The following is a 22,847-nucleotide window of genomic DNA, read 5'->3' on the forward strand; positions in this document are numbered from 1 at the left end:
CAGAATGTGCTAGAATGGCCGCAAATTTGCCATATACCCACAAGACCTTATGAGGGACACTCTAGTGACAGCGTTAAGTCAGTTATACCCACAGCCATTATGGCAATGGTTTGAACAAATCTGCGCGATTCCCCACCCATCTAAGCATGAGCAAGCCTTAAGCCAGCACATTCAAGCGTGGGCAAAAAGCAAACAACTTGCCGTCGTTGAAGATGCCGTTGGCAACTTGATCATCCGCAAACCGGCTACGCCTGGAATGGAAGATCGTAAAATCGTGGTCATTCAAGCCCATATCGATATGGTGCCGCAGAAGAATGCCGACAAAGTACACGACTTCACCCAAGATCCTATCGAAGCCTATGTCGATGGCGATTGGGTTAAAGCCAAAGGCACGACCTTAGGTTCAGATAACGGTATCGGCATGGCATCGGCGCTGGCCATTTTGGGCTCAGATGATATCAAGCACGGTCCATTAGAAGTGTTACTGACGATCGATGAAGAAGCCGGCATGACGGGTGCTTTTGGTTTACAAGCGGGCATGTTAGATGCAGAGATCCTGATCAACACAGACTCTGAGCAAGAGGGTGAAATTTACATGGGCTGCGCCGGTGGCGTCGATGCTCAAATTACCCTGCCTATGGTGTGGCAAGCGTCTGAACAAAGTTACTCGGCCTTTAGCCTGCATTTATCTGGCTTAAAAGGCGGCCACTCTGGAGTGAACATTCACTTAGGTCGTGGCAACGCCAACAAGTTATTAGCGCGTTTCCTTTTTGAAAATGCCGATGAGTTAGCGCTAGAGCTGACCCAATTTAGCGGCGGTTCATTGCGTAATGCGATCCCACGTGAAGCCAACATCAGCTTTATGTTGCCAGAAGAAAACGTCGGCGCATTAAACGAAAAAGTCGCTGAGTTTGAAGCACTAATTCGCACTGAACTTGCTATTGCCGATCCCGATATGCGTTTAGTATTAAACACTATCCCAACGCCAAAACGTGTGATGAGCGAAAACAGCCAAAATACCCTGATCGATTTGCTGCATGTGTGCCCGAACGGCGTGATCCGCATGAGTGATGAAGTCGAAGGTGTCACTGAAACCTCGCTCAACGTTGGCGTTATCAGCACTGACGATGAACAAGTCACTATCCTGTGCCTTATCCGCTCGCTGATCGATTCTGGCCGTACTCAAGTCGAAGGCATGTTAACTGCGCTGACCAACTTAGCCGGAGCCGATATCGATTTAAGCGGTGCTTACCCAGGCTGGAAGCCAGATAACAGCTCACCTGTAATGGCGATAGTGCGCGAAACCTATCAAGACATTTACCACAAAGAGCCAGTGATCATGGTGATCCATGCGGGTCTTGAGTGTGGTCTATTCAAGAAACCTTATCCTGATATGGATATGGTCTCGATTGGCCCAACCATTCGTTATCCGCACGGACCAGACGAGATGGTGAACATCACCACAGTCGGCCAATATTGGACTTTATTATTAGCCGTACTCGAGCGTATTCCAGTTAAGGCGTAACGCCCTAGTCTAAAGTTAGCCTAGCTAACTCAATTGGCACTCAATTCAAGGCCACATCTGCTCAAGTCAGATGTGGCCTTATTTTTTATCGTGCCTTCAATTGGTGTATAGAAATGCCATTGATAAAATTTTTATGAAAGAACTGAATAGCTTGAATTTTCTACTATAGTTGTTCTGTCTAACCCGAACGTATTTTTGCTTGTCGCGCTTTTAGAGATAGCCGCTTTCCCCTTCAATACAGTGACCTTAAGGAATAGAGATCATGAAATTTGGTAAAATCTTGTCAGCCGCCGCACTACTGCTCAGCAGTAACCTCAGTTTCGCCGAAGAAGTCCCCCAAGCCGTTATCGATCTAGCCGATTCACTGATGCCATTAGGTAAAGAAGTGGTGCTGGTGAATGCCGTTAAAGCGCAAAATGCTCAAGGCAAAAGTTTAGATTCGATCAAAACATTAGATGAAAAATGGATCGCCACCGCTGGGATTGATGATTTTATGTCGTCCTTGATGAACAACGAAGCGGCCAAGTTTCTCACCACCTTCGAAGCCAGCCAACCTTACTACCAAGAAATTTTTCTCATGGATAATCAAGGTGCTAACGTCGCCATGACCAGTAAAACCTCAGATTATTGGCAGGGTGATGAGGATAAATGGCAAAAATCCTTCGCCAATGGCAAAGGCGATAAACACATAGGTCCGGTCAAATTTGACGAGAGCTCCCAAGCCTATCTAGTACAAATTTCTATTCCAGTGATGGATGGCGATGCTGCAATTGGTGCTATCACGATTGGGATCAACCTCGATCAATTCGGACTCTAATTGCCAGAGAACGCCAGTGATGGGCCGCATCCGCTTTTATTCAGTGGTTATCGCGGCCCTCACCTTTCAGTGCATCAATCAAGGAGGGCGTGACTATGGAATGGTATAAAGATCTTTCCGTTAACCAGAAACTGACTTACCCGAGTCTGCTACTCGCTGGCGTTGTCATCTTCGCCTCTTCAACTGGCATCTTAGGGCTTAAAGCATTAAATAACAGCGCAAATACGCTCGCACTCGAATACTTACCGAGCCAATCTGAACTGCTGCAAGCTGACAAAGAGCTTTACCAAGCGCAAGTTGCCGAACGTAGCCTGATGTTCGTTAACGTCGGCACGGACTCCTATAATAGCCTTCTAAAACAGCACACAAATAGTATATCTCTGGTCAAAGAACACCTTAATCAGTTTGCCGATGTGACCACAAGTCCCCTCGCAAAAGAAAAACTCAATGAATTAAATCGCAGTTTCGAGGTATGGCGAACCACTACCTCTGAAATCAGCAATCAGCGCACCCAAAATGGCCGTAACGGTCGCACGACCGCTATTGATCTGAGCTTTGGCCAAGCTGCAACGCAATTCGAGCAGCTGCATCAAAATATTAATCAGCTAATCGATGACTTAAACAGCAACACGGCAGCAGCTGTCACCCAAGTGGATGATGACGCCTATCGTGGGCAGCAGATGCAGTTAATTGCTTTAACAATCAGTATCCTGATCTGCATTCTGTTCATCGTTACCTTGCCTAAACTCATCAGTAAGCCGCTCGCAGTTTTGCTGGCGAAAATCCACGACATTACCGATGGTGATGGTGATTTGACCGAGCGGGTCCAGCTAACCTCTAAGGACGAACTGGGCGACCTTGCCAATGCCTTTAATCATTTTCTCGATAACTTACATGGCATTATCTCGCAGTTTAAACAATCTACTTCGGAGCTTAATGTCGCCGCCGAAGGACTAGCCAAAACCAGCGCCACGGCAAAACATACCTTGATGGATCAACAGGCAGCCACCCACAGAATCGCCGATGCCAGTGATCATATTGCCGCCTCAGTACAAGAAGTCTCTGTCAGTGCCAGTCATGCGGCCGATGCAGCCAAACAAGCCGATGTCTTTACCGCCGATGGCCAAGCAAGAGTGAAAAAAACCATCAATGTAATTCGAGAACTCGCAGGAGATGTGGGCACGGCAGAAATGCAGATCAATAAACTCGAGCAAGAAGGCCAACATATCGGCCGTGTGCTTGAGGTGATCCAAGCCATTGCCGAACAAACCAATCTATTAGCCCTTAACGCCGCAATTGAAGCGGCGCGGGCGGGCGAACAAGGACGCGGCTTTGCCGTGGTGGCCGATGAAGTGCGCTCCCTCGCCTCAAAGACTCACCAATCCACCGAAGAAATTAAATTGATGATCGCCAATGTGCAAAATGGCACTCAAAGCGCTGTGGCGGCGATTAATATCGGTAATGAAAAGGCGATTTCAAGCGTCGAAGCTGCCAGTAATGCTGGTGAAGCCTTAGCGCATATTGCAGAAATGGTCAGCCAAATTAGTGAGATGAATAATCAAATCGCCCTCGCAGCCAAAGCGCAAACCACTATGGCCAATGAGAGTCATCAAAATATTCAACACATTGCCGAACAGTCGGAGGACAGTTTACGCACCACAGATGAAATCTATGCCGCGAGCGTACAACTCTCATCAATGGCGGGTAATCTCACTGCGCTGGTCAGCCGTTTTAAACTGTAAGCTTTTGAGAGTGAAAGCTTTTATGTAAGGTACTTTTTGTAAATCAGTGATGTTTGAAAAGTCCCCTCTACCGAATAAGGGAGCATAAACCCGTCGTAGTGATGGTCTGAATTCAGGTGCGCCCTTATATTTAAACAGCAAAGCTAGCATAGATTAGCAGCGCTTAACCACTAAGCCTCTTGCCGCGCGCAGGTTGACTAACATTGGTAACATCAACGCAAGGATCACTATCAGCATCCCTACCAATTGAATTTCCGTTACCGCCTGCCCCATGGCTAACGCCGTTAATGCAGCAAAAACGGGCACGAGATTAAAAAAGATCGATGCCTTAGCGGGGCCAAGCGCTTTAACGCCGTTAATCCAAAACAGATAACCGAGCACAGTGGCGAACAAACCTATGTAGAGCACGCTAGACAAAGCCGTCGTCGACAGTCCCATCAACTCCTGCCAAGGGTGAAACTCACCTCGGCCAAGCCCAACCACGGACATAGACACACTGGCAGCTATCATACTCAGCAAGGTAAAGGGCAACACAGACAACCAATGGCCGACCCGTTGCGAACAAATGGTATAACCACTCCACGCCAACATGCCGGCGGCAATCATCACATCACCTTGGTTAAAACTAAAGTTGAGTAATTGCTGCACACTGCCGTTAGTGATCACTAGCAGTACGCCCGCCAATCCGCCCACTAAGCTAAACACTTGTTGTCTACTGAGCCATTCACGCTGTAATAGCCCATTGACGATTGAAGTCACCAGCGGGCTAAGCGCCATAATCAAGGCACCATTGGCGGCAGAGGTATGCTGCAGACCATTAAATAACGCCAAATTTAAGCCACCTACACCAATCACACCCACTAACGCTATGACAATATATTGCGCCAAACTCAACTTGGGCCAAGCCTGACGAGTAAAAGCGATATATAACGCCAGAGTCACAGCCGCAATGGTAAAACGCCAGAATACGAGGGATTCCCCTGACATCTCCTCCAGCACTCGCTTAGCAATCGGAAACACACTGCCCCAGCTAAAAACGCAAATCAATAGACAAACAATTGTCATGTAAGGTGTATGGGATTTCATATCGGACTCTAGGGAGGTAATTGGGATTGAGCTTAGTTTATAAGTTTCATATATTATTAAAACAAACAAGATTGAGAGCTTAAATTCCAAATATGAAACTTAATTATTCCTTAGACGATATGCGCTTATTTTGGGTGGTGGCACAACAAGGGAGCTTTAAGCTCGCGGCGCAGCACTTAGGCATTCCACCTTCAACCTTAAGCCGTCGAATCAATCTGTTAGAACAATCATTAGGCCTGCGTTTACTGCACAGAGACGCCCATAGAGTCAACCTTACCGCTACAGGCCTGCGGTATCTCGAACGCTGCGGCCCGCTGTTTATCGAGTTAAACCAGGTATCCGGTGAGTTGCATGCGGATAAACATCAAGCGGTTGGCAAATTGCGGATCTCGGCGCCCATCAATACAACCTATCGCTGGCTGGGTGAATCACTCAACGCCTTCCAACGGCATTATCCCAATATTGATATCGATTTAAGTCTGTCGAACATGAATATTGATGTCAGTGAAAACGCCATCGATATCGCCTTTCGAGTGGGTGAACCTAAAGATCCCGATTGGATTGCAAGGCCGCTCACCACGATTAGCTTTGTACTTTGCGCCAGCACATCGGCAACCCAGTGGCATACACTGCAATCCATAGAAGAACTGGAACTGCATCCGGTTATCATCGCTAAGCCCACAAAAACGTGGCGTTTACAGCACAAAAACACTGGGCAAAATGTCGAGTTTGAGCCAAGAGGTAACATCAAATTAGCCGTCGATGATATGGCGATCGCCAGTCAGGCTGTAGTGGCGGGGCTCGGTATTGGACTATTACCCATCAGCATGGCGAGTGAACAGATACAAAGCGGCAAGCTCGTTCAAATACTGCCAGAATGGCAAGGTATTCCGCGCACCGCCTACTTGATGTATCGCGATCGGGACAACCTGCCCTTACGGGTCAGACTGTTAATTGATTTTATGTTGGCAAATCCACCCGAGGCTTATTGAGCCATTCAGGCGTGAGTCTGCGGCGTATCGACTCAGTAAACAGCTAGAGCGCTAAATCAAGCTGAGTCTGGGCATTTGGGATTTCGGGCACTGCGAGGATAGAATCGGCGAGGCCGACCGAAATACCTAATAAGCGAATGCCGCGCCCTTCTTGCCTTGCCATCGCCTGTGCGAGTAGATCATAAAACATCACAATCGAGACTTCATCGCTGCGATGCTCGATTGTAGTCTGCTTGAAATCGTTGAACTTGAGCTTGACCACTTGCTTGTGAATTTTGCGTTCCTTAGCGCTGCGGCTCAAACGTAGGGCTAATTCTTGGATCAATCCCGGCATCACCTGTTGGCACTGCTCTAGGCTATAAATATCCTTCGCCAACGTAGTTTCAACACCCACTGATTTACGCTCCCTGTCGGCAGAAATGCCCCGTTCATCTATGCCTTGGGCACGTTCAATCAAGACACCACCAAACTTGCCGAATCGCGCCAATAACTCAGCTTTAGAATAGGCTTGCACATCGCCACAGGTATTGAGCCCAAGCGAGGAGAGCTTTTCGGCGGTGACTTTGCCGACACCGGGAATTTTACGTAGCGATAAGGTTTTAACAAAATCAGGCAGTGTTTCTGGAGTAATCACATATTGGCCGTTTGGCTTATTCAGATCCGAGGCAACCTTAGCTAAAAACTTCACTGGTGCTATGCCAGCCGAAGCAGTTAACCCAGTTTCGGCTAAGATATCGCGGCGAATGGCCTGCGCAATCAAGGTTGCCGAGCCCTTATATTGTTGGCACTCACTCACGTCTAAATAGGCTTCATCTAAAGAAAGCAGCTCAATCAATGGGGTATAGCGGGAGAAAATTTCACGAATTTGCAGCGACACCTCTTTATAAACCTGCATCCGCCCAGGAACCAAAATGAGATTGGGACACAACTTAAAAGCATAGGCGGTCGCCATCGCTGAACGTACACCAAATTTACGCGCCTCGTAACTGCAAGTGCTGATAACACCACGGCGGTCGCTGCTGCCGCCCACGGCTAAAGGCTTGCCACGGTATTCGGGAAAGTCGCGCATTTCCACTGCCGCAAAATAGCAGTCCATATCGATGTGAATAATTTTTCGCACGTTGAATTCCTCCAACGCCAAAATACTGTATATAAAAACAGTAATCAAGTGCTACTCGTCGATTTGAATGGAATAAGGCGAAAGCAAAAAATAAAAGGAGCCTAAGCTCCTTTTATGTGTTCACTATGAGTGATAACGTGACTGAGCTGATGGTCAGTGAGCAAATAATGCCCCGACCGACTCAGGCTTAAATCTTAAATTGGCCGATATTGCGAGTGAGCGCGCGGGTCATATCCTCAAACCCTTGCAAGCTTTGCGACAAGTCCTGACTCGACAGCAAAGACTGATCCGACAACCCCCGCACATTATCGACATTGAGCGCCACTTCCTCGGCCGCCACAGCTTGCTGATCGATTGCTACGGTTATTTCAACCGTTTGCTGCTGAATTGACATAATCGCCGTGGCAATATCATTCAGTGCCGCTTCGACTTGGGTCGTTAAGTCTTGCCCCGCTTTCGCCTGCTCGACACCCGATTCCATCACTTGCTCAGCCTGCAATGCACTCTGTTGTAAGGTTTGAATAATACCTTGAATATTGGCGGTAGAATCTTGGGTACGGGATGCCAGCGTGCGCACTTCGTCGGCCACGACAGCAAAACCGCGGCCTTGCTCACCCGCCCGCGCCGCTTCAATCGCCGCATTCAATGCCAATAGATTCGTTTGCTCGGCAATATTACGGATCACACTCAAGACTTCACCGATTTGCTCTGAACTATTGCGTAAGTGTTTAATCACTTTCGCCGCGGCAATCACTTGCTCTGACAGCGCCTTCATCCCTTCGGTCGCACGGGAAACAATCTGTGTACCGTCGTGGGCTTGAGTTTGCGCCTTCTGGGCAAAATCATTGGCACGCTGGGCACTGACAGCCATTTCTTGACTGGTTTGCGCCATTTGCGTCGCGGCGGTGGCAACCGAATCTATCTGCTGCTTTTGCGATGAGACCGACGACACGGCTAAATCACAGATTTGCCGCGCATCAATAACGCCCGAGCCCACCTCTTGGGTTAAACTGCGCGTATCCAACAGCATGTGCTGCACTTTCTCAGCAAAGCGGTTAAAGGCATCGCCAAGTTTGCCTAACTCGTCTTCTCGATCCATTAGAATACGTTTTGATAAATCACTGTCACCTTCGGCAATATCTTCCATCGCATCCAATAACTTAGCGAGTTGACGACTAAAGGGTAGCAACATCAACCATACCGTCACGCCCATTAGCAGCATGATACCAATGGCGACCATACTGGCATTCCAGAACGCAGCGGTCACTGGCGCTTCAATCACTTCGTGGGGCAACATAAAGGCTAAGTGCCACTTTTGTTTGGGATAATCACCGCCCACAGTCACAAAGCTCACCCGCTGGGGCACGCCATTGAACGTGACGTTAGCAAACCCTTGCGCTTCCCTTTGCATCTGTTGTCTTAATGCCGAAAACCCTGAGGTCTGCTTAAACTGAGTGTCCACTTGATTCGCCAAAGAACCCGGCGGGAAACGTTCTGAAAAACCAGGGAAATACACCAACTTGCCTTCGTCTGTCATCAAGAAAGCTTGGCCAAAGTCACGGTATTTGATCGGTGCCAGCAGGGATTTACCAATAGTATCAATCAAGATATCCATGCCGCCGATCCCAATCAGCTCACCATTGGCAGCATAAACAGGGGTTTTAACCGTGGCAGAAATTGAACCATCGTTTGCATCGACCGCAGGATCGCCAACAAACAAGCCACGCTGGTCAATCGCCTCCTGCCACCAAGGCCGTTTGTTGGTGTAGTAATCTGGGTCGCCATCGAAGCGGCCATTAAGGTCAAAGTACTCGAAGGTATTGGCCGAGCCAAAAAACACCGACTTAACATCGCTATCGCGATCGGAGAAAGACTTAAAGTAACCAATAATGTCTTGATACTGGCGATCAGCCGCGAGATGACTGCCACGGGCGTGATACTGAGTAAACCATTTGACTAAACCCGGCTCGGCAAATACTGAATGGATCACTTGGCCCTTAGCAATAAAGTAGCCGCTGATCTCATTGGCTTTTAAGGCAACTAACGCCGAAATATCCGCATCGACTTGCTTTCGCGTGTTATCACTTTCTTTCGTTACCAACAAAGCGGCGACTAAGGTAAGCAGTACAGCAAGCGCTCCAACGATAGTCACCACTAACTGCAAACTTAGAGAACGTTTCATATATCCCATCAATCTTCCCGTCTGGCTGGCCAACAAGTTAACAATATGGCTCGCAAAAATAGTTTTACACGGTAACAATTTTTACCTGTTAACAACAGATGAAATCGCCATAAAAAACGTAAATAAGTATTTGTAAAGAAAGGACATTGGCTTTATAACAGGATTCGCTAAATTTAAGATATTTTGCAGAGGATGAGTTTGTAGAGGCCGAGTTTTACAGTCAGATAGACTATATACAGATTGGATTACTAGGAAGCGGTAGAAATAGGATCAGCGAGACACTCCCGCTGATCTAGATTTAGTGATTACATCTTAGTTTGTAGGTAGTTTTGTAGCCCAACACGGTCAATCAGCCCGAGTTGTTTTTCGAGCCAATACATATGGTCCGACTCAGTATCATCGAGTAACACTTCGAGGATCTCGCGGGTTTGGTAATCTTGCTTCTGCTCACACAGGGCAATCACTTGGCGCAAATCATCTGCGACCTTGTACTCGTAGGCGAGATCATTACGCAGCATCTCTTCCACATCTTTACCTATGTTCAACGCCTCACGGGCGGCAACATTAGGCGTTCCTTCGAGGAATAAAATACGCTGTACTAATTTGGCCGCATGGGCTTTTTCATCATCAGACTCATGGGCGATGCGCTCATAGAGTTCATTCAAGCCCCAATCTTCGTACATATGGGCATGGACAAAATATTGATCCATTGCCGAGAGTTCTCCCGTTAGGAGTCGATTTAACGCATCGATGACGTCTTTATCGCCTTTCATATCTTGCTCCTATTGGTCGCTAATTTGCGATTGTAGATAATTTTGAATCCCGGTTAGCGTAATGAGCTCTTGCTGCGACTCAAGCCAATCTAAGTGTTCTTCCTCGTCTTCAAGGATGTCTTCCAGCAGATCGCGGCTCACATAGTCCTGTTCGGCTTCACACAGGTTAATGGCATCACGCAGCAATGTCAGTTGCTCTTGCACCATGGCCAGATCGCAGTCGAGCATTTCTTGGCTATGTTCACCAATGCGAAGTTTCTCGAGTTGTTGCAGATTCGGCAGACCTTCCAAAAACAGCACTCGCTCGATGAGCTTATCGGCGTGCTTCATATCTTGGATGGATTTTTTGTATTCGACGTGGTTTAACTTCTCTAAGCCCCAATGTTTAAACATGCGGGCATGGAGGAAATATTGATTGATGGCGGTCAACTCACAGGTAAGCACCCGATTAAGTTGCCCAACCACTTTAGGATGACCTTTCATAAGTTACTATCCTTGGTAAGCGTGAAAAGATTGATCTAAATCAAGCTTCTAGCCTAGTACAATTTATCGACCAACTCAAATTATCTTTATATTTCACCCACTTAATGATGAAAAGCATTCTCATTCCTGCTTAGATTAACTTGCTATCCCACTCTAATCCCAAGGATAAATCTCAAATGATTAACCCGTGTAAGAAAATACGAGGCAAAAAAATAGCCCCCTAAATTGGGGGCTATGATCGAATCAAGACTATTTAGATAATGCGGTCTTTCGTTAACTTCTCACGACGCGCTTCTTCAGCGGCCATACGACGTTTACGTTTGTCACAAGGGTCATCACAATCACACGCTTTCTCAATCCCTAGAACACCTAAACCGCCACAACTTCCTTCAACGGCTTTGCGCTTGATGAGATAACCAATCGACATGAGCAAAAAGAAGACTAACAAGATCACAAATGCCGCGATAAAAGAGGTCATGGTTTACTCCAAAAACTAAATAAGGAAAGGCTTGAAGGCGTCGCTGTAATAGACCTTAAATCCGTCGCCTTGCTTTTCGATTAGCATTATCGCTAAGTGTTCCTTCTTGGCAAGCTCCAATGATGCTTCAGTGCCCAAAACCATCATGGCCGTCGCAAAACCGTCGGCCGTCATACAATTTTGATGCAATACAGTCACGGATGCTAACTTATGATTTATCGGCAAACCAGTACGCGGATCGATTATATGCGTAAAACGTTGGCCGTCTTCTTCATAATAATTACGATAATCACCAGAGGTCGCCATCGCCATAGTACCAGGTGCAATAACCTGCTGTACGGCTTCAGAGCCATCATTGGTCGGTTGCTCTATAGCAACACGCCAAGAGCTTCCATCACCTTTGGCACCTTTGATACTCAGTTCGCCACCAATTTCAACTAAATACCCAGTCGCGTGGTATTTATCAAGAATAGAAGCGATCTTATCAACCCCAAATCCCTTCGCGATTGATGATAAATCTACATATAAATGGGTGTTGTGCTTACTTAGACGGTTGCCTTCAATGGAAAGTTCACTAATCCCAGTTTTGGCTTTAGCCGCATCAATATCAGCCTGTGTCGGAACTTTCGTTGGACGCTTATCAGGTCCAAAACCCCACAGGTTAACTAAAGGACCTAAGGTAATATCAAGTGCCTTATCCGTCACTTGATATAAGCGTATTCCCTCTTGCACCACTTTGATGGTATCCGCTGAAACTTCAACGCTTTGCTCCAATGGCAATTGGTTGAAACGGGATAATTCTGAATGTGGGCGATACGTCGACATCTGGTCATTGACTAGCTCAAGGGCTAAATCAATTTCCGCTTGAAGTAATTGCGCCGTCGGCATCTGCTCATTCGGCACGACTTTAATGTGATAAGTCGTCCCCATAGTGCTGCCCGCTAATGAAATGACCTCGTTCTGCTTTGAGCAGGCTGAAACAAAAAAGGCCAGCCCTACGAGGACTAGCCAGTTAAATGAATGCTTTAATACTGAGGTATTGATCTTTAAGGTCTGAAACATAGTGACCTACTACTCTTATTTGGGCCCTTAAATGCAAAAGTTGCAGATGAGAGATTATCCTCAACATCTGCAACTTTTCTATCTAGGACTAATGAACATTAGCCGCCGAAGTCATCCAACAAGATGTTTTCGTCTTCGACACCAAGATTTTTCAACATACCAATTACGGCAGCGTTCATCATTGGAGGTCCACACATGTAGAACTCACAATCTTCTGGTGCATCATGGTTTTTCAGATAGTTTTCATACAATACGTTATGAATAAAACCTGTGTAACCATCCCAGTTATCCTCTGGTTGAGGATCTGAAAGGGCCACATGCCATACGAAGTTATCATTCTCAGCCGCAAGGCCGTCGAAATCTTCTACGTAGAACATTTCACGTTTAGAACGTGCACCGTACCAGAAGCTCATCTTACGTTTAGAGTGAAGACGCTTCAGTTGGTCGAAGATGTGCGAACGCATTGGCGCCATACCCGCACCACCGCCGATAAACACCATTTCTGCATCGGTATCTTTCGCGAAGAATTCACCGAATGGGCCAGAAATTGTCACTTTATCGCCAGCTTTTAAGCTCCAAATGTAAGATGACATCTTACCGCAAGGCAGAGTCAGGTTACGTGGTGGAGGCGTAGCAATACGCACGTTCAGCATAATAATACCGAACTCTTCTGGGTAGTTAGCCATTGAGTATGCACGAATCGTTTCTTCATCAACCTTAGATTCAAGATTGAAGAAACCGAAGTGTTCCCAGTCGCCACGGTATTGTGCAGGTACGTCGAAATCTGCATATTTAACATGGTGAGCAGGTGCTTCGATTTGAATATAACCGCCAGCACGGAAGGGTACAGATTCGCCATCAGGAATTTGTAGCTTCAGTTCTTTAATGAAAGTGGCTTTGTTATCGTTAGAGATAACTTCACATTCCCATTTTTTGATACCGAAGATTTCTTCGTCAAGCTCGATTTCCATATCGTTCTTAACGTTAACCTGACAAGAAAGACGACAGCCTTTACGGGCATCACCTTTGCTAATGTGGTCAAGTTCTGTTGGCAGAATATCACCACCGCCAGACTTAATCACTACGCGACATTGGCCACATGAGCCACCGCCACCACACGCACTCGATACGAAGATACCGCTGTTAGCCAAAACGCCTAACAACTTACCGCCAGCACCGGTTGTAATTGCTTTTTCAGGATCGTCATTAATGCCGATCGTGATGTCACCGCTAGCCACTAACTTAGACTTAGCGAATAAAATCACTAATACCAAGATGAGGACGATAGCAGTAAACATACTCACACCGAGGTAAACCTCGAGCGGAGTAGATTTAAAAATACCAAGAATATCCATTAACTTATCCTTAGAAGGTCCAATTCAAGAAGCCGTTATGTGTCTCTTACAGAGACACACCAGAAAACGACATGAAACCTAAGGCCATCAAACCAGCGGTGATAAAGGTAATCCCTAAACCACGTAGGCCGTTAGGCACGTCGGCATACTTCAGCTTCTCACGGATACCGGCCATCAATACGATAGCTAATGCCCAACCCACTCCTGAGCCGAAACCAAACACCACACTCTCGCCTAACTTGTAGTCACGCTCAACCATGAATGATACCGCACCAAAAATCGCGCAGTTCACTGTGATCAAAGGTAAGAAAATACCTAATGCGTTGTACAAAGGTGGAAAGTACTTGTCCAGTGCCATTTCCAGAATTTGAACCAAAGCCGCAATCACACCGATAAAGGTAATGAATTTCAAGAAGCTTAAGTCAGCTTCAGGTGCGCCAGCCCAAGCAAGTGCACCAGGAGCAAGCAGCCCTTGATAGATAACTTGGTTTGCTGGGACAGAGATAGTTAACACTACAACTACCGCAATCCCTAGGCCCATGGCTGTGGTGACTTTCTTAGACACAGCCAAGAAAGTACACATACCTAGGAAGAAGGCCAGTGCCATGTTTTCAATGAAAACAGAGCGAATTAACAGGCTAATATAATGTTCCATCGCACTTACCCTTTTGCTTCAACTTGCTCTGGCTTATAGGTACGAATAATCCAAATCAAAACACCGATCAGGAAGAACGCACTCGGAGGCAGTAGTAGCAGACCGTTTGGTTGGTACCAGCCACCATCAGAGATCTTGTGCAGGATTTCAACACCGAACAGAGAACCGTTACCAAACAGTTCACGTACGAAGCCAACAGCTAACAGAATTGCACCGTAACCTAAACCGTTACCGATACCATCCATAAAGCTCATCATTGGCGGTGTTTTCATCGCGTAGGCTTCAGCGCGCCCCATTACGATACAGTTCGTAATGATAAGGCCGACGAATACCGACAGCTGCTTAGAGATCTGATAAGCATAAGCCTGCAGCAATTGGTCAACCACGATTACCAAAGAGGCAATAATGGTCATCTGTACGATAATACGCACACTGCTTGGAATATGATTACGGATCATTGAGATAAACAGGTTCGAAAACGCGGTTACCGCAGTTAACGCCAACGCCATTACCAGTGCAGTTTCGAGCTTGCTCGTTACCGCTAATGCACTACATACACCAAGTACTTGTAAAGCAATCGGGTTGTTGTTGACTATAGGTCCGGTCAGAACCTGTTTCAGTTCTTTAGCGTCAGACATTAGTTGAGACCTCCATTGCGTGCTTTTTCAATGAAACTCGCAAAACCTTCTTTCCCTAACCAGAATGTCAGTGAATGTTGCACACCGTTACTCGTTAAGGTTGCGCCAGATAATGCGTCTACACCGTATTCAGTGCTAGCAACAGCTGGGTTTTTAGTTACGCTGATAGCAATGTTACCTTGCTCATCAAATAACTTTTTGCCATGCCATTTCGCTTTCCACTGAGCATTTTGCACTTCGCCACCTAAGCCCGGCGTTTCGCCTTGCTCATAGTAGACTAAGCTTTGCACTGTGTTTAGATCAGCATCCATAGCAAGGAAGGCATACATAGTAGACCAAAGGCCATAACCATGGATTGGCAGGATCACACTCGTTAATTTGCCTTGTTCATCACGAACAAGATAAACCACAGCGTTATCCGCTACACGTTTCACTGAAGCAATGTCGTTCTCAGGTACAAATGAGGTTTTCACATCACGAGACGCTTTACGTTGATCAAAAGTGTCAGCATTAACACCATCAACCCAAGCACCCGTTTTTAAATCGACCAATTTAGCTTCGATGTGTTTGCCGTAAGTATCCAGAATTTGCGCTTTGGTGACCTTGCCAGCTTTAGTATCGATAAGACCAGCGGCTTCCAGAATGTACTTTTGCTTATCGAGCAGTTTATTTTCTGCTTGAGTCGGTCTCAGTAACACTGCTGCAGTAGACACAAATATCGCACAAATCAGACATAGGCCAACGACGATAAATAAGGTTCTGCCGAACGAATCTTTATTACTAGCCACGGGCAATCCTCCGCTTGATATTTGCCTGAACCACGAAGTGGTCGAACAATGGCGCGAACAAGTTAGCAAACAGAATTGCCAACATCATGCCTTCAGGGAATGCAGGGTTAATCACGCGGATAAACACAGCCATTGCACCGATCAAGATACCGTATGCCCATTTAGCTTGGTTAGTGAATGACGCTGACACTGGGTCTGTCGCCATAAACATCATGCCAAACGCAAAACCACCTAACACTAAGTGCCAGTACCAAGGCATTGCAAACATTGGGTTAGTGTCGCTACCGACAAAGTTAAGCAGAGTAGAAATGGCAATCATACCGACCATTACACCGCCAACAATGCGCCATGAAGCGATACGGGTGTAGATGATGACCAAACCACCTAACAGAATCGCTAATGTAGACACTTCACCAACAGAACCTGGAATGAATCCGAAGAACGAATCCCACCAGTTTTGGTTGATTGCATAATCTAATGTGCCCGCAGCAGCTTGGCTCAGTGCAGTCGCACCTGAGTAGCCGTCAGCCACAACCCATGAGGTATCACCCGACATGTTCAACGGATAAGCGAAGAACAGGAAGGCACGACCCGCTAGCGCTGGGTTTAAGAAGTTACGCCCTGTACCACCGAACACTTCTTTCGCCACGACCACACCGAAGGTGATACCCAGCGCCACCATCCATAATGGGATAGTTGCTGGCAGCGTTAAAGCGAACAGAATAGAGGTAACGAAGAAACCTTCGTTGACTTCATGACCGCGGATAGAGGCAAACAGCACTTCCCAGATACCACCGACGGCGAAAGTCACCGCATAGATAGGTAGGAAGAAACAGGCGCCATACCACATTAGCGCAGGCCAGCCAGAGTTTGCCGTCAGTTCGGTACCGAACATGCTGAACAAGCTCACTTGCCATACGTCAGGGGTAGCAAAACCAGCCACTAAAGCTAATTGAGCTTGTAAACCTACGTTGTACATACCCACGAACATCGCTGGGAAAGCACAAGCCCAAACCGTAATCATCATACGTTTTAGGTCGAGGTTATCGCGAACGTGGGTTTTGCCCTTGTTCACTTTACCTGGGGTATAAAAAATTGTGTATGCCGCTTCGAATAGGGCATAAAACTTTTCGTATTTACCGCCTTTTTCAAAGTCGGGTTCAATACGTTCGAAAAAATCTTTCAAGCTCATTAGCCTTCCCTCTCGATCGTATCTAGACAGTCACGCAGATATGAACCGTAGTCATACTTGCCTGGACATACGAACGTACACAGTGCGAGATCTTCTTCATCTAACTCTAACGCGCCTAACGTGGCAGCACCGTCAAAGTCACCTGAAATCAAGTCACGCAACAACATAGTAGGAAGAATGTCCAATGGCATTACACGCTCATAGTTACCAATTGGCACCATAGCGCGGTCTGAACCACCTGTACTGGTCGTCATACTGAACAGACGAGAAGGAGCAAGATGTCCTAAGAATGCACGAGTGATAGAATATTTGTCTGAGCCTGGTAATACCCAGCCTAAAAATTCTTTCTCTGTACCTTCTTCTAACAGACTTACTTGAACATGGTAACGACCTAAATACCCTTGTGGGCCAACGGCTGTACGACCATTCAGAACAGAGCCTGAAATCAGACGAACATTACCATCTAAGGCTTCACCTGCGGTTAATTCAGTCATACTCGCGCCCACAACAGTGCGTACGAGTCTTGGCTTAGCCGCTTTAGGGCCTGCGATCGCAATAACACGTTCGGTATTGAGTTCACCCGTCGTAAATAGCTGACCAATTGCTATTACATCTTGGTAACCAATATGCCAAACGGTACGTTTTGCAGAGGCAGACAATAAGAAGTGAATATGAGTACCGACTAATCCTGCAGGGTGCACACCAGCAAATTCTTCAACTTGGGCGTTTGCGGCAGGAATATCAGCGCCAGGCGCTTTACAAAGGTAAACTTTACCGTCAGTAAGTCTTGCTAAGACCTTAAGACCATTAGCAAAATCTTCTTTATGCTCACGGATCACCACAACGGGATCAGCGGCAAGAGGTTGAGTATCTATTGCGGTTACAAAAATACCAGCAGCAGAAGAGTCTACAGCAGGAACTTTGCTAAAAGGACGAGTACGCAATGCAGTCCATAAACCTGATTCGATCAGATTGTCACGGACTAACTGCGAGTCGAGCGTATCGAGTGCAGTGGCATCATATTTAGCAAAGGCAACGCTTTCGTTTCCTTCCACTGCAATGACAACAGACTGCAGAACACGCTGGGCGCCCCGGTTAATGTCTAATATAGTACCACTGGCTAAAGCCGTATATTTAACGCCTAAATTCTTCTTATCTTCAAAAAGAACCTGGCCTTTTTGTACTTTATCGCCCACTTTGATTTTCATCGTTGGACGTAAGCCAATATACTCTTCACCCAAAGTAGCTACATGTTTAATGGCTGGGCCATTATGGATAACTTGCTCTGGTCCGCCTGCTATAGGCAGTTCCAATCCTTTCTTAATTGTAATCATATCCACAAGCACTACGTTTGAAGGAAAGACAATGCGCCGCGTTCCTGCTAAATACTTAGGTTTTAAACAAAACCTACTGCATTGAGCTAGCGCAGATTTATCACAGAAATGCGATCGCAATCACGCTGGTCGCGCGCATTTTACCCCAATTGACTTGGCATCGCCACGAAAATTATAGGTGATTTCAAACCTAAAAAATGGATTGAAAAGAATCATGCGCTACAGCGTTCGCCTTCCGACCTAGTGACGGATCAGAAAGAGAGAATATTACGGCCACTGGGTACTATAGCATTAATAATTAAAGATTTAATTTAGCAAAAAGTCGAAACATCCACTAAACACGGCTTAAATCGATCTTATTTGTTTCAATTGATTTAAATTCAAACGAAATAAAGTTCAACTTAAAAGCGCCATTGATAACCTAAATAGCTAATACGTCCATTTTCCGATCGAATTCCGCTATTTGATGCTGTCGTGACTAATGTCTCATCTAAGAGGTTTTCTATCCGAAAATAAATCTCATGGTGACGGTTAAAATGATAATTCGCCGCTAAATCTACCCGCCATTGTGCAGCGACAGGCTGTAATTCGGCGCCAAATTGGCCCATTTCCCGCTCCGATTGATAAAAGACATTCGCGTTCAGTTCATATTCGTCATACTTCATTCCAGCACTCAATTGCAGCTGCTGTTCGGGTAACCAGGCCACCCTATCGCCAGCCACGACGCAGCCTTGAATTTCGTTGCAGCTATTAGTTTGATACTCAGCATTCGAATACTGATAATTTAACGCCAAAGGCAACTGCACACTGCCCAGTTCCCATTGATAGCCAAGATTCAGCTCAACCCCTTTGGTCTGCACATCCACGACATTACCTTGAACCCACAAACGGCTGTCGGCGCATTGGGTATAAGCATCGCAATTGACATGCAGGTTATCAAAATCTTGAACGTAGGTTTTGATATCAGCATTAAAATGCTCACTAGCATATTGGGCGCTGACTTGATATTGCAGCGACACTTGCGCTTCTTGCTCAAGATTCCCCGCACTCGCGGCGGTCCAGGAGCGTCGAATATCTGCACTAAAGCGCCAATTTCCAGCATGATATAAAACGCCAAGCTGTGGCATCCAATCGCTATCAGAAAAATCCGCCGCTTCGAGTCCGGCGTAGGCTAGATTGACCTCGCGATTGACGTCCACTTTTTCATAGGCAAGCGCGAGTTTGAGCTGCAATCCGTCCCAATTAAACAAGGAATCAATGGCCGAGGTGAATGCGGTCGCATCATCGGTATAAGCCAACAGCGCATCTGGCGCATCACTCATTAGACTCAAGTCCTGCTGCCATAGACTTTGCTGTTCACCAAGGTGCATCTCAGCTTTATCCGTATGGTAACGGGCACTCAAACTAATTTGATGGGCGCCATATTGATTCACGGACTCAGTTTGTACCCCAAAGGAGCTAAAATCATTGTCTTGTTGTAACGAAGCGACCGCGACGCCATCGACTGTCGGCTGCCGTTCAAATGCGGCCAGCGCTGCTAAACTCTGGGTATCGAGCATTTGCCCATCAAATTGATTAAGTTGATTTAATTGCTGCGAATAGGATTGATAATAAAAGTCCGTGATGACCTTATGCCCGCCACTTAACGCAACTTGGTGCGACAATTGATACTTATGGTGTCGCCCTTGGTGCTTATCTGCCGCAGTGGCTGAATACAAACTCATAGGATCTTGTTGCCAATCTGCTGGTGTTAAGCCGAGTTGGGAGCGATAGCTATCATCATCGAGGAACTGGTAGGTAAACTCAGTCACCTGTGGACTTCTGGCACCTAATAAACTCGCAGCATTGATTTTAAATAAGATATCAGTGGTTTGGCGGTCAGTATCTTGGCCGTTAAGCAAGCGATCCGCGCCACTAGCATCACTGTAGTTAACCGCGAGTATCATGCCGTATTCTTTTTGCTTCACGCCCCAATTCACATCGACACTGTAATCGGCATCGGTATTGCCTTCGAGCGTTACTTTACTGTTTTCCGCTTTTTCGGCCACAGGTAAGGTTTGATAACTCACCACCCCAAACGCCCCTTGCCCACCAACAGCCATGTTCGCCATTGGCGTGACGGTGACACTCTGTTGTTGCAGTAGATTGGGCAATAGTTGTAATTGCGGCGCAGAATAAGGCGCAGGTGAGAAATACACTCTATCTTGCAATACGGCCACGCCTTGACTCGCGCTGCGCATACTAATGCTTGCTGGATTTCCGTTAAGATCCGCAGGTAAAACCGTCAAAGCCGTTAACTGGCCTAAGGCTAAACTGTCAGCAGTGGAGTGAAATGTGTCATTGAGCAGGTTCAGTTCAAGCATTTGACTGTGGAAATCATCGGCGAACGTTGTGCTAGAACAGGCAAGAGATACAGACATTGCACAGAGTGATACTGAGAAGTAACGACTAAGCATACCAAGCTCCCAAAAATTTTGTTAGCGTACGGTGTTTTTGTTATTAACTTGTAAAATAGCTGGATTTGTTTGAAAAAAAAAGCGACTCTCGTCGCTTTCTCTCATTAACTTCAGGAAACTGAATTTACTGGCTAAGCACTCTTGTACAAGTAAGAGTGCAAACCGTTACAGATTACCTAGAATTTCGTCGCTTAATTTTAGATCGTCATTACGATTAACACTTACGCCTGCAGCAATAATATTACGGGCGATATCTTGTGCCTGCTCTAACGAATGCATCTCATACGTACCGCATTGGTATTCGTTCAGCTCAGGGATTTCAGACTGCTCAACCACTTTAAGCACATCTTCCATCGCAGCTAACCACGCATCGGCCACTTGGCGCTCAGTCGGCTCTCCAATCAAACTCATATAAAAGCCGGTACGACATCCCATTGGCGAAATATCGATGATCTCAACATTGCTACCATTTAAATGGTCACGCATAAAGCCAGCGAATAAATGCTCCAGAGTGTGAATACCACGCTCACTGAGAATATCTTTATTCGGCGCGCAAAAACGTAGATCGAATACCGTAATCGCATCACCCTTTGGCGTGCTCATATGCTTAGCAACACGAACCGCTGGGGCATTCATTCGAGTATGATCGACGGTAAAGCTATCAAGTAATGGCATAGGGATCTCCAAATTCTCAGGGCGACATGAACGCCACTGTAACTGTCTATTTATGGCTTGCAAGCATAACACCAAATGAATTACGCCGATAACAAGATAATTTAAGATGAAATCATCTCATATAAATCAGCGAGTAATGTGACAGTCAGTGCTAAAAACACCCCGCATTTAGTGTTGACGCTGCTGGCTGTAAGCATCCTCAGATATTTTATGATACTGGCGTACACCTTGCTCGTAGGCGTGATAGGCGGCGTACACTTTGCGCATTAAAGGATCTTGATTGGCTTGTTCTTCAATCACTTGTTTAGAGATTTTCTCAAGTTCCAACAACACTTTCGGTGGAAATGCTTTAAGCACTACCCCTTCATCATTCACTAAGGTTTCAAGGGCCGTCACATTGCGGGTCGTGTATTCATCGAGCATATCTTGGTTAATCGCTCTCGCCGCGACTCTCACTATGGCTTGTAAATCTTGAGGTAAACTCTCGAAGGCAGCTTTATTAATCAAAAACTCCATATTGGAACCCGGCTCATGCCAACCTGGGTAATAGTAGTACTTCGCCACTTTATGTAGACCAAAAGCAAGGTCGTTCAATGGCCCCACCCACTCTGCCGCATCAATCGAGCCCGTTTGCAGGGCACCATAGAGTTCACGCCCCGCCATATTCACAGGAATAGCGCCGACACGCTTTAATACTTCGCCGCCCAAGCCCGGCATGCGGATCTTCAGTCCCTTAAAATCGGCAATGGTATTAATCGGTTTATTGAACCAGCCGCCCATTTGCATGCCCGTATTGCCACCCGCGAGGGGAATGATGCCAAAGGGGCGATACACTTCTTCCCACAACGCCATGCCACCGCCGTAGTGCAACCAGCCGTTCATTTCTTGCGCTGTCATACCAAAGGGAATCGATGAAAAAAACTGCGCAGCGGGCGCCTTACCTTTCCAGTAATAAGAAGCGGCATGGGCCATTTGAATTTTTCCCTGACTCACGCCATCAAAGATGGCAAACGCTGGCATCAATTCCCCCGCGCCATAAACCTGAATTTTTAACCGACCGTTTGACATGTCATCGACTAAATGCGCAAAACGCTCAGGTGCCATACCTAAACCGGGGAAGTTTTTGGGCCAAGAGGTTGCAAGGCGCCATTCAATTGCGGGGATAGCTTGGGGATCATCCGTTGCGGCATGGGAAACGGCTACGTTTTGCGCATCACTGGCTACGGGGTTACAACCGCTCAGCCCCATCAGCAGCATTAAGACGAGCACACTCCCAAACTTACGCATTTTTAATACTCTCCCTGAAATAAAACGAACCCATAGTGCCAATAGACGTGAACATGCACTCAGGACAGAGCTCTGCAATCGCACCACTCAACCCCTTAAAATAAAACATATTGTTAACACAGAAACACAGTGAGGGAAACCAGAAACTCGAGGGGTAAAACCAGAAAATGGCCTTAGTTTGACCTAAAACAAAAAACCACTCTATGG

General features: G+C 46.5%; 20 protein-coding genes. 4 read left to right on the forward strand and 16 right to left on the reverse strand.

The annotated features are described in order from the left end of the window. Nucleotides 1-64 precede the first annotated feature (64 nt). The 3 genes from K5Q99_RS10580 to K5Q99_RS10590 all read left to right on the forward strand — a co-directional run bounded on the left by K5Q99_RS10580 (nucleotide 65) and on the right by K5Q99_RS10590 (nucleotide 4,084). On the forward strand, nucleotides 65-1,525 hold the full coding sequence (locus K5Q99_RS10580) for an aminoacyl-histidine dipeptidase (protein ID WP_220776842.1): 1,461 nt from the start codon (nucleotides 65-67) through the stop codon (nucleotides 1,523-1,525). A gap of 262 nt (nucleotides 1,526-1,787) precedes the next feature. Then, nucleotides 1,788-2,342: a cache domain-containing protein gene (locus tag K5Q99_RS10585; protein ID WP_220776843.1), complete on the forward strand. Its 555-nt coding sequence runs from the start codon at nucleotides 1,788-1,790 to the stop codon at nucleotides 2,340-2,342. Between the two features lie 95 nt (nucleotides 2,343-2,437). After that, on the forward strand, nucleotides 2,438-4,084 hold the full coding sequence (locus tag K5Q99_RS10590) for a methyl-accepting chemotaxis protein (RefSeq protein ID WP_220776844.1): 1,647 nt from the start codon (nucleotides 2,438-2,440) through the stop codon (nucleotides 4,082-4,084). 153 nt (nucleotides 4,085-4,237) lie between these two features. Here K5Q99_RS10590 and K5Q99_RS10595 read toward each other — a convergent pair whose 3' ends face one another. After that, a complete protein-coding gene (locus K5Q99_RS10595; protein ID WP_220776845.1) occupies nucleotides 4,238-5,170 on the reverse strand; it encodes a DMT family transporter in 933 nt (310 codons plus the stop codon). A gap of 92 nt (nucleotides 5,171-5,262) precedes the next feature. On the opposite strand from K5Q99_RS10595, the gene K5Q99_RS10600 reads away from it, so the two are divergent. Beyond that, a complete protein-coding gene (locus tag K5Q99_RS10600; RefSeq protein ID WP_220776846.1) occupies nucleotides 5,263-6,162 on the forward strand; it encodes a LysR family transcriptional regulator in 900 nt (299 codons plus the stop codon). 43 nt (nucleotides 6,163-6,205) lie between these two features. Here K5Q99_RS10600 and dinB read toward each other — a convergent pair whose 3' ends face one another. The 15 genes from dinB to K5Q99_RS10675 all read right to left on the reverse strand — a co-directional run bounded on the left by dinB (nucleotide 6,206) and on the right by K5Q99_RS10675 (nucleotide 22,640). Further along, entirely contained in the window at nucleotides 6,206-7,282 is a 1,077-nt protein-coding gene (dinB, locus tag K5Q99_RS10605) for a DNA polymerase IV (RefSeq protein ID WP_220776847.1), read from the reverse strand. Nucleotides 7,283-7,469: 187 nt separating this feature from the next. Beyond that, the gene (locus K5Q99_RS10610; protein WP_220776848.1) at nucleotides 7,470-9,473 is read right to left on the reverse strand and encodes a methyl-accepting chemotaxis protein; all 2,004 of its coding nucleotides are present in this window, start codon (nucleotides 9,471-9,473) and stop codon (nucleotides 7,470-7,472) included. A gap of 296 nt (nucleotides 9,474-9,769) precedes the next feature. Beyond that, the gene (gene bfr / locus K5Q99_RS10615) at nucleotides 9,770-10,237 is read right to left on the reverse strand and encodes a bacterioferritin (protein ID WP_006080476.1); all 468 of its coding nucleotides are present in this window, start codon (nucleotides 10,235-10,237) and stop codon (nucleotides 9,770-9,772) included. 9 nt (nucleotides 10,238-10,246) lie between these two features. Continuing rightward, entirely contained in the window at nucleotides 10,247-10,720 is a 474-nt protein-coding gene (gene bfr, locus K5Q99_RS10620; protein ID WP_106651431.1) for a bacterioferritin, read from the reverse strand. A gap of 253 nt (nucleotides 10,721-10,973) precedes the next feature. Beyond that, nucleotides 10,974-11,198 carry a (Na+)-NQR maturation NqrM gene (gene nqrM, locus K5Q99_RS10625; RefSeq protein WP_105250019.1) on the reverse strand — a complete coding sequence of 75 codons (225 nt, stop codon included), beginning with the start codon at nucleotides 11,196-11,198 and terminating at the stop codon, nucleotides 10,974-10,976. 15 nt (nucleotides 11,199-11,213) lie between these two features. Then, nucleotides 11,214-12,260: an FAD:protein FMN transferase gene (locus tag K5Q99_RS10630; RefSeq protein WP_220776849.1), complete on the reverse strand. Its 1,047-nt coding sequence runs from the start codon at nucleotides 12,258-12,260 to the stop codon at nucleotides 11,214-11,216. A gap of 98 nt (nucleotides 12,261-12,358) precedes the next feature. Then, entirely contained in the window at nucleotides 12,359-13,615 is a 1,257-nt protein-coding gene (gene nqrF, locus K5Q99_RS10635) for an NADH:ubiquinone reductase (Na(+)-transporting) subunit F (protein ID WP_006083934.1), read from the reverse strand. A 46-nt stretch (nucleotides 13,616-13,661) separates the two neighbouring features. Further along, complete coding sequence (gene nqrE, locus K5Q99_RS10640; RefSeq protein WP_006080469.1) at nucleotides 13,662-14,270, reverse strand: NADH:ubiquinone reductase (Na(+)-transporting) subunit E; 609 nt, start codon at nucleotides 14,268-14,270, stop codon at nucleotides 13,662-13,664. Nucleotides 14,271-14,275: 5 nt separating this feature from the next. Continuing rightward, nucleotides 14,276-14,908, reverse strand: a complete 633-nt coding sequence (locus K5Q99_RS10645) for an NADH:ubiquinone reductase (Na(+)-transporting) subunit D (protein ID WP_006080467.1) — start codon at nucleotides 14,906-14,908, stop codon at nucleotides 14,276-14,278. Next, nucleotides 14,908-15,696 carry a Na(+)-translocating NADH-quinone reductase subunit C gene (locus K5Q99_RS10650; protein ID WP_220590973.1) on the reverse strand — a complete coding sequence of 263 codons (789 nt, stop codon included), beginning with the start codon at nucleotides 15,694-15,696 and terminating at the stop codon, nucleotides 14,908-14,910. The genes K5Q99_RS10645 and K5Q99_RS10650 overlap by 1 nt, the downstream gene beginning before the upstream one ends. Beyond that, a complete protein-coding gene (locus K5Q99_RS10655) occupies nucleotides 15,689-16,888 on the reverse strand; it encodes an NADH:ubiquinone reductase (Na(+)-transporting) subunit B (protein WP_006083936.1) in 1,200 nt (399 codons plus the stop codon). Before K5Q99_RS10655 ends, K5Q99_RS10650 begins: the two co-directional genes overlap by 8 nt. Then, nucleotides 16,888-18,222, reverse strand: a complete 1,335-nt coding sequence (locus K5Q99_RS10660; protein WP_006083937.1) for a Na(+)-translocating NADH-quinone reductase subunit A — start codon at nucleotides 18,220-18,222, stop codon at nucleotides 16,888-16,890. The genes K5Q99_RS10655 and K5Q99_RS10660 overlap by 1 nt, the downstream gene beginning before the upstream one ends. Nucleotides 18,223-18,623: 401 nt before the next feature. Beyond that, the gene (locus K5Q99_RS10665) at nucleotides 18,624-20,678 is read right to left on the reverse strand and encodes a TonB-dependent receptor domain-containing protein (protein ID WP_220776850.1); all 2,055 of its coding nucleotides are present in this window, start codon (nucleotides 20,676-20,678) and stop codon (nucleotides 18,624-18,626) included. A 165-nt stretch (nucleotides 20,679-20,843) separates the two neighbouring features. Next, nucleotides 20,844-21,353, reverse strand: a complete 510-nt coding sequence (gene luxS / locus K5Q99_RS10670) for an S-ribosylhomocysteine lyase (RefSeq protein WP_006080460.1) — start codon at nucleotides 21,351-21,353, stop codon at nucleotides 20,844-20,846. Between the two features lie 168 nt (nucleotides 21,354-21,521). Beyond that, complete coding sequence (locus tag K5Q99_RS10675) at nucleotides 21,522-22,640, reverse strand: TRAP transporter substrate-binding protein (RefSeq protein WP_220590975.1); 1,119 nt, start codon at nucleotides 22,638-22,640, stop codon at nucleotides 21,522-21,524. Nucleotides 22,641-22,847 lie beyond the last annotated feature (207 nt).

It is taken from the genome of Shewanella hafniensis, from assembly GCF_019655335.1.
In the GTDB taxonomy this organism is placed as follows: domain Bacteria; phylum Pseudomonadota; class Gammaproteobacteria; order Enterobacterales; family Shewanellaceae; genus Shewanella; species Shewanella hafniensis.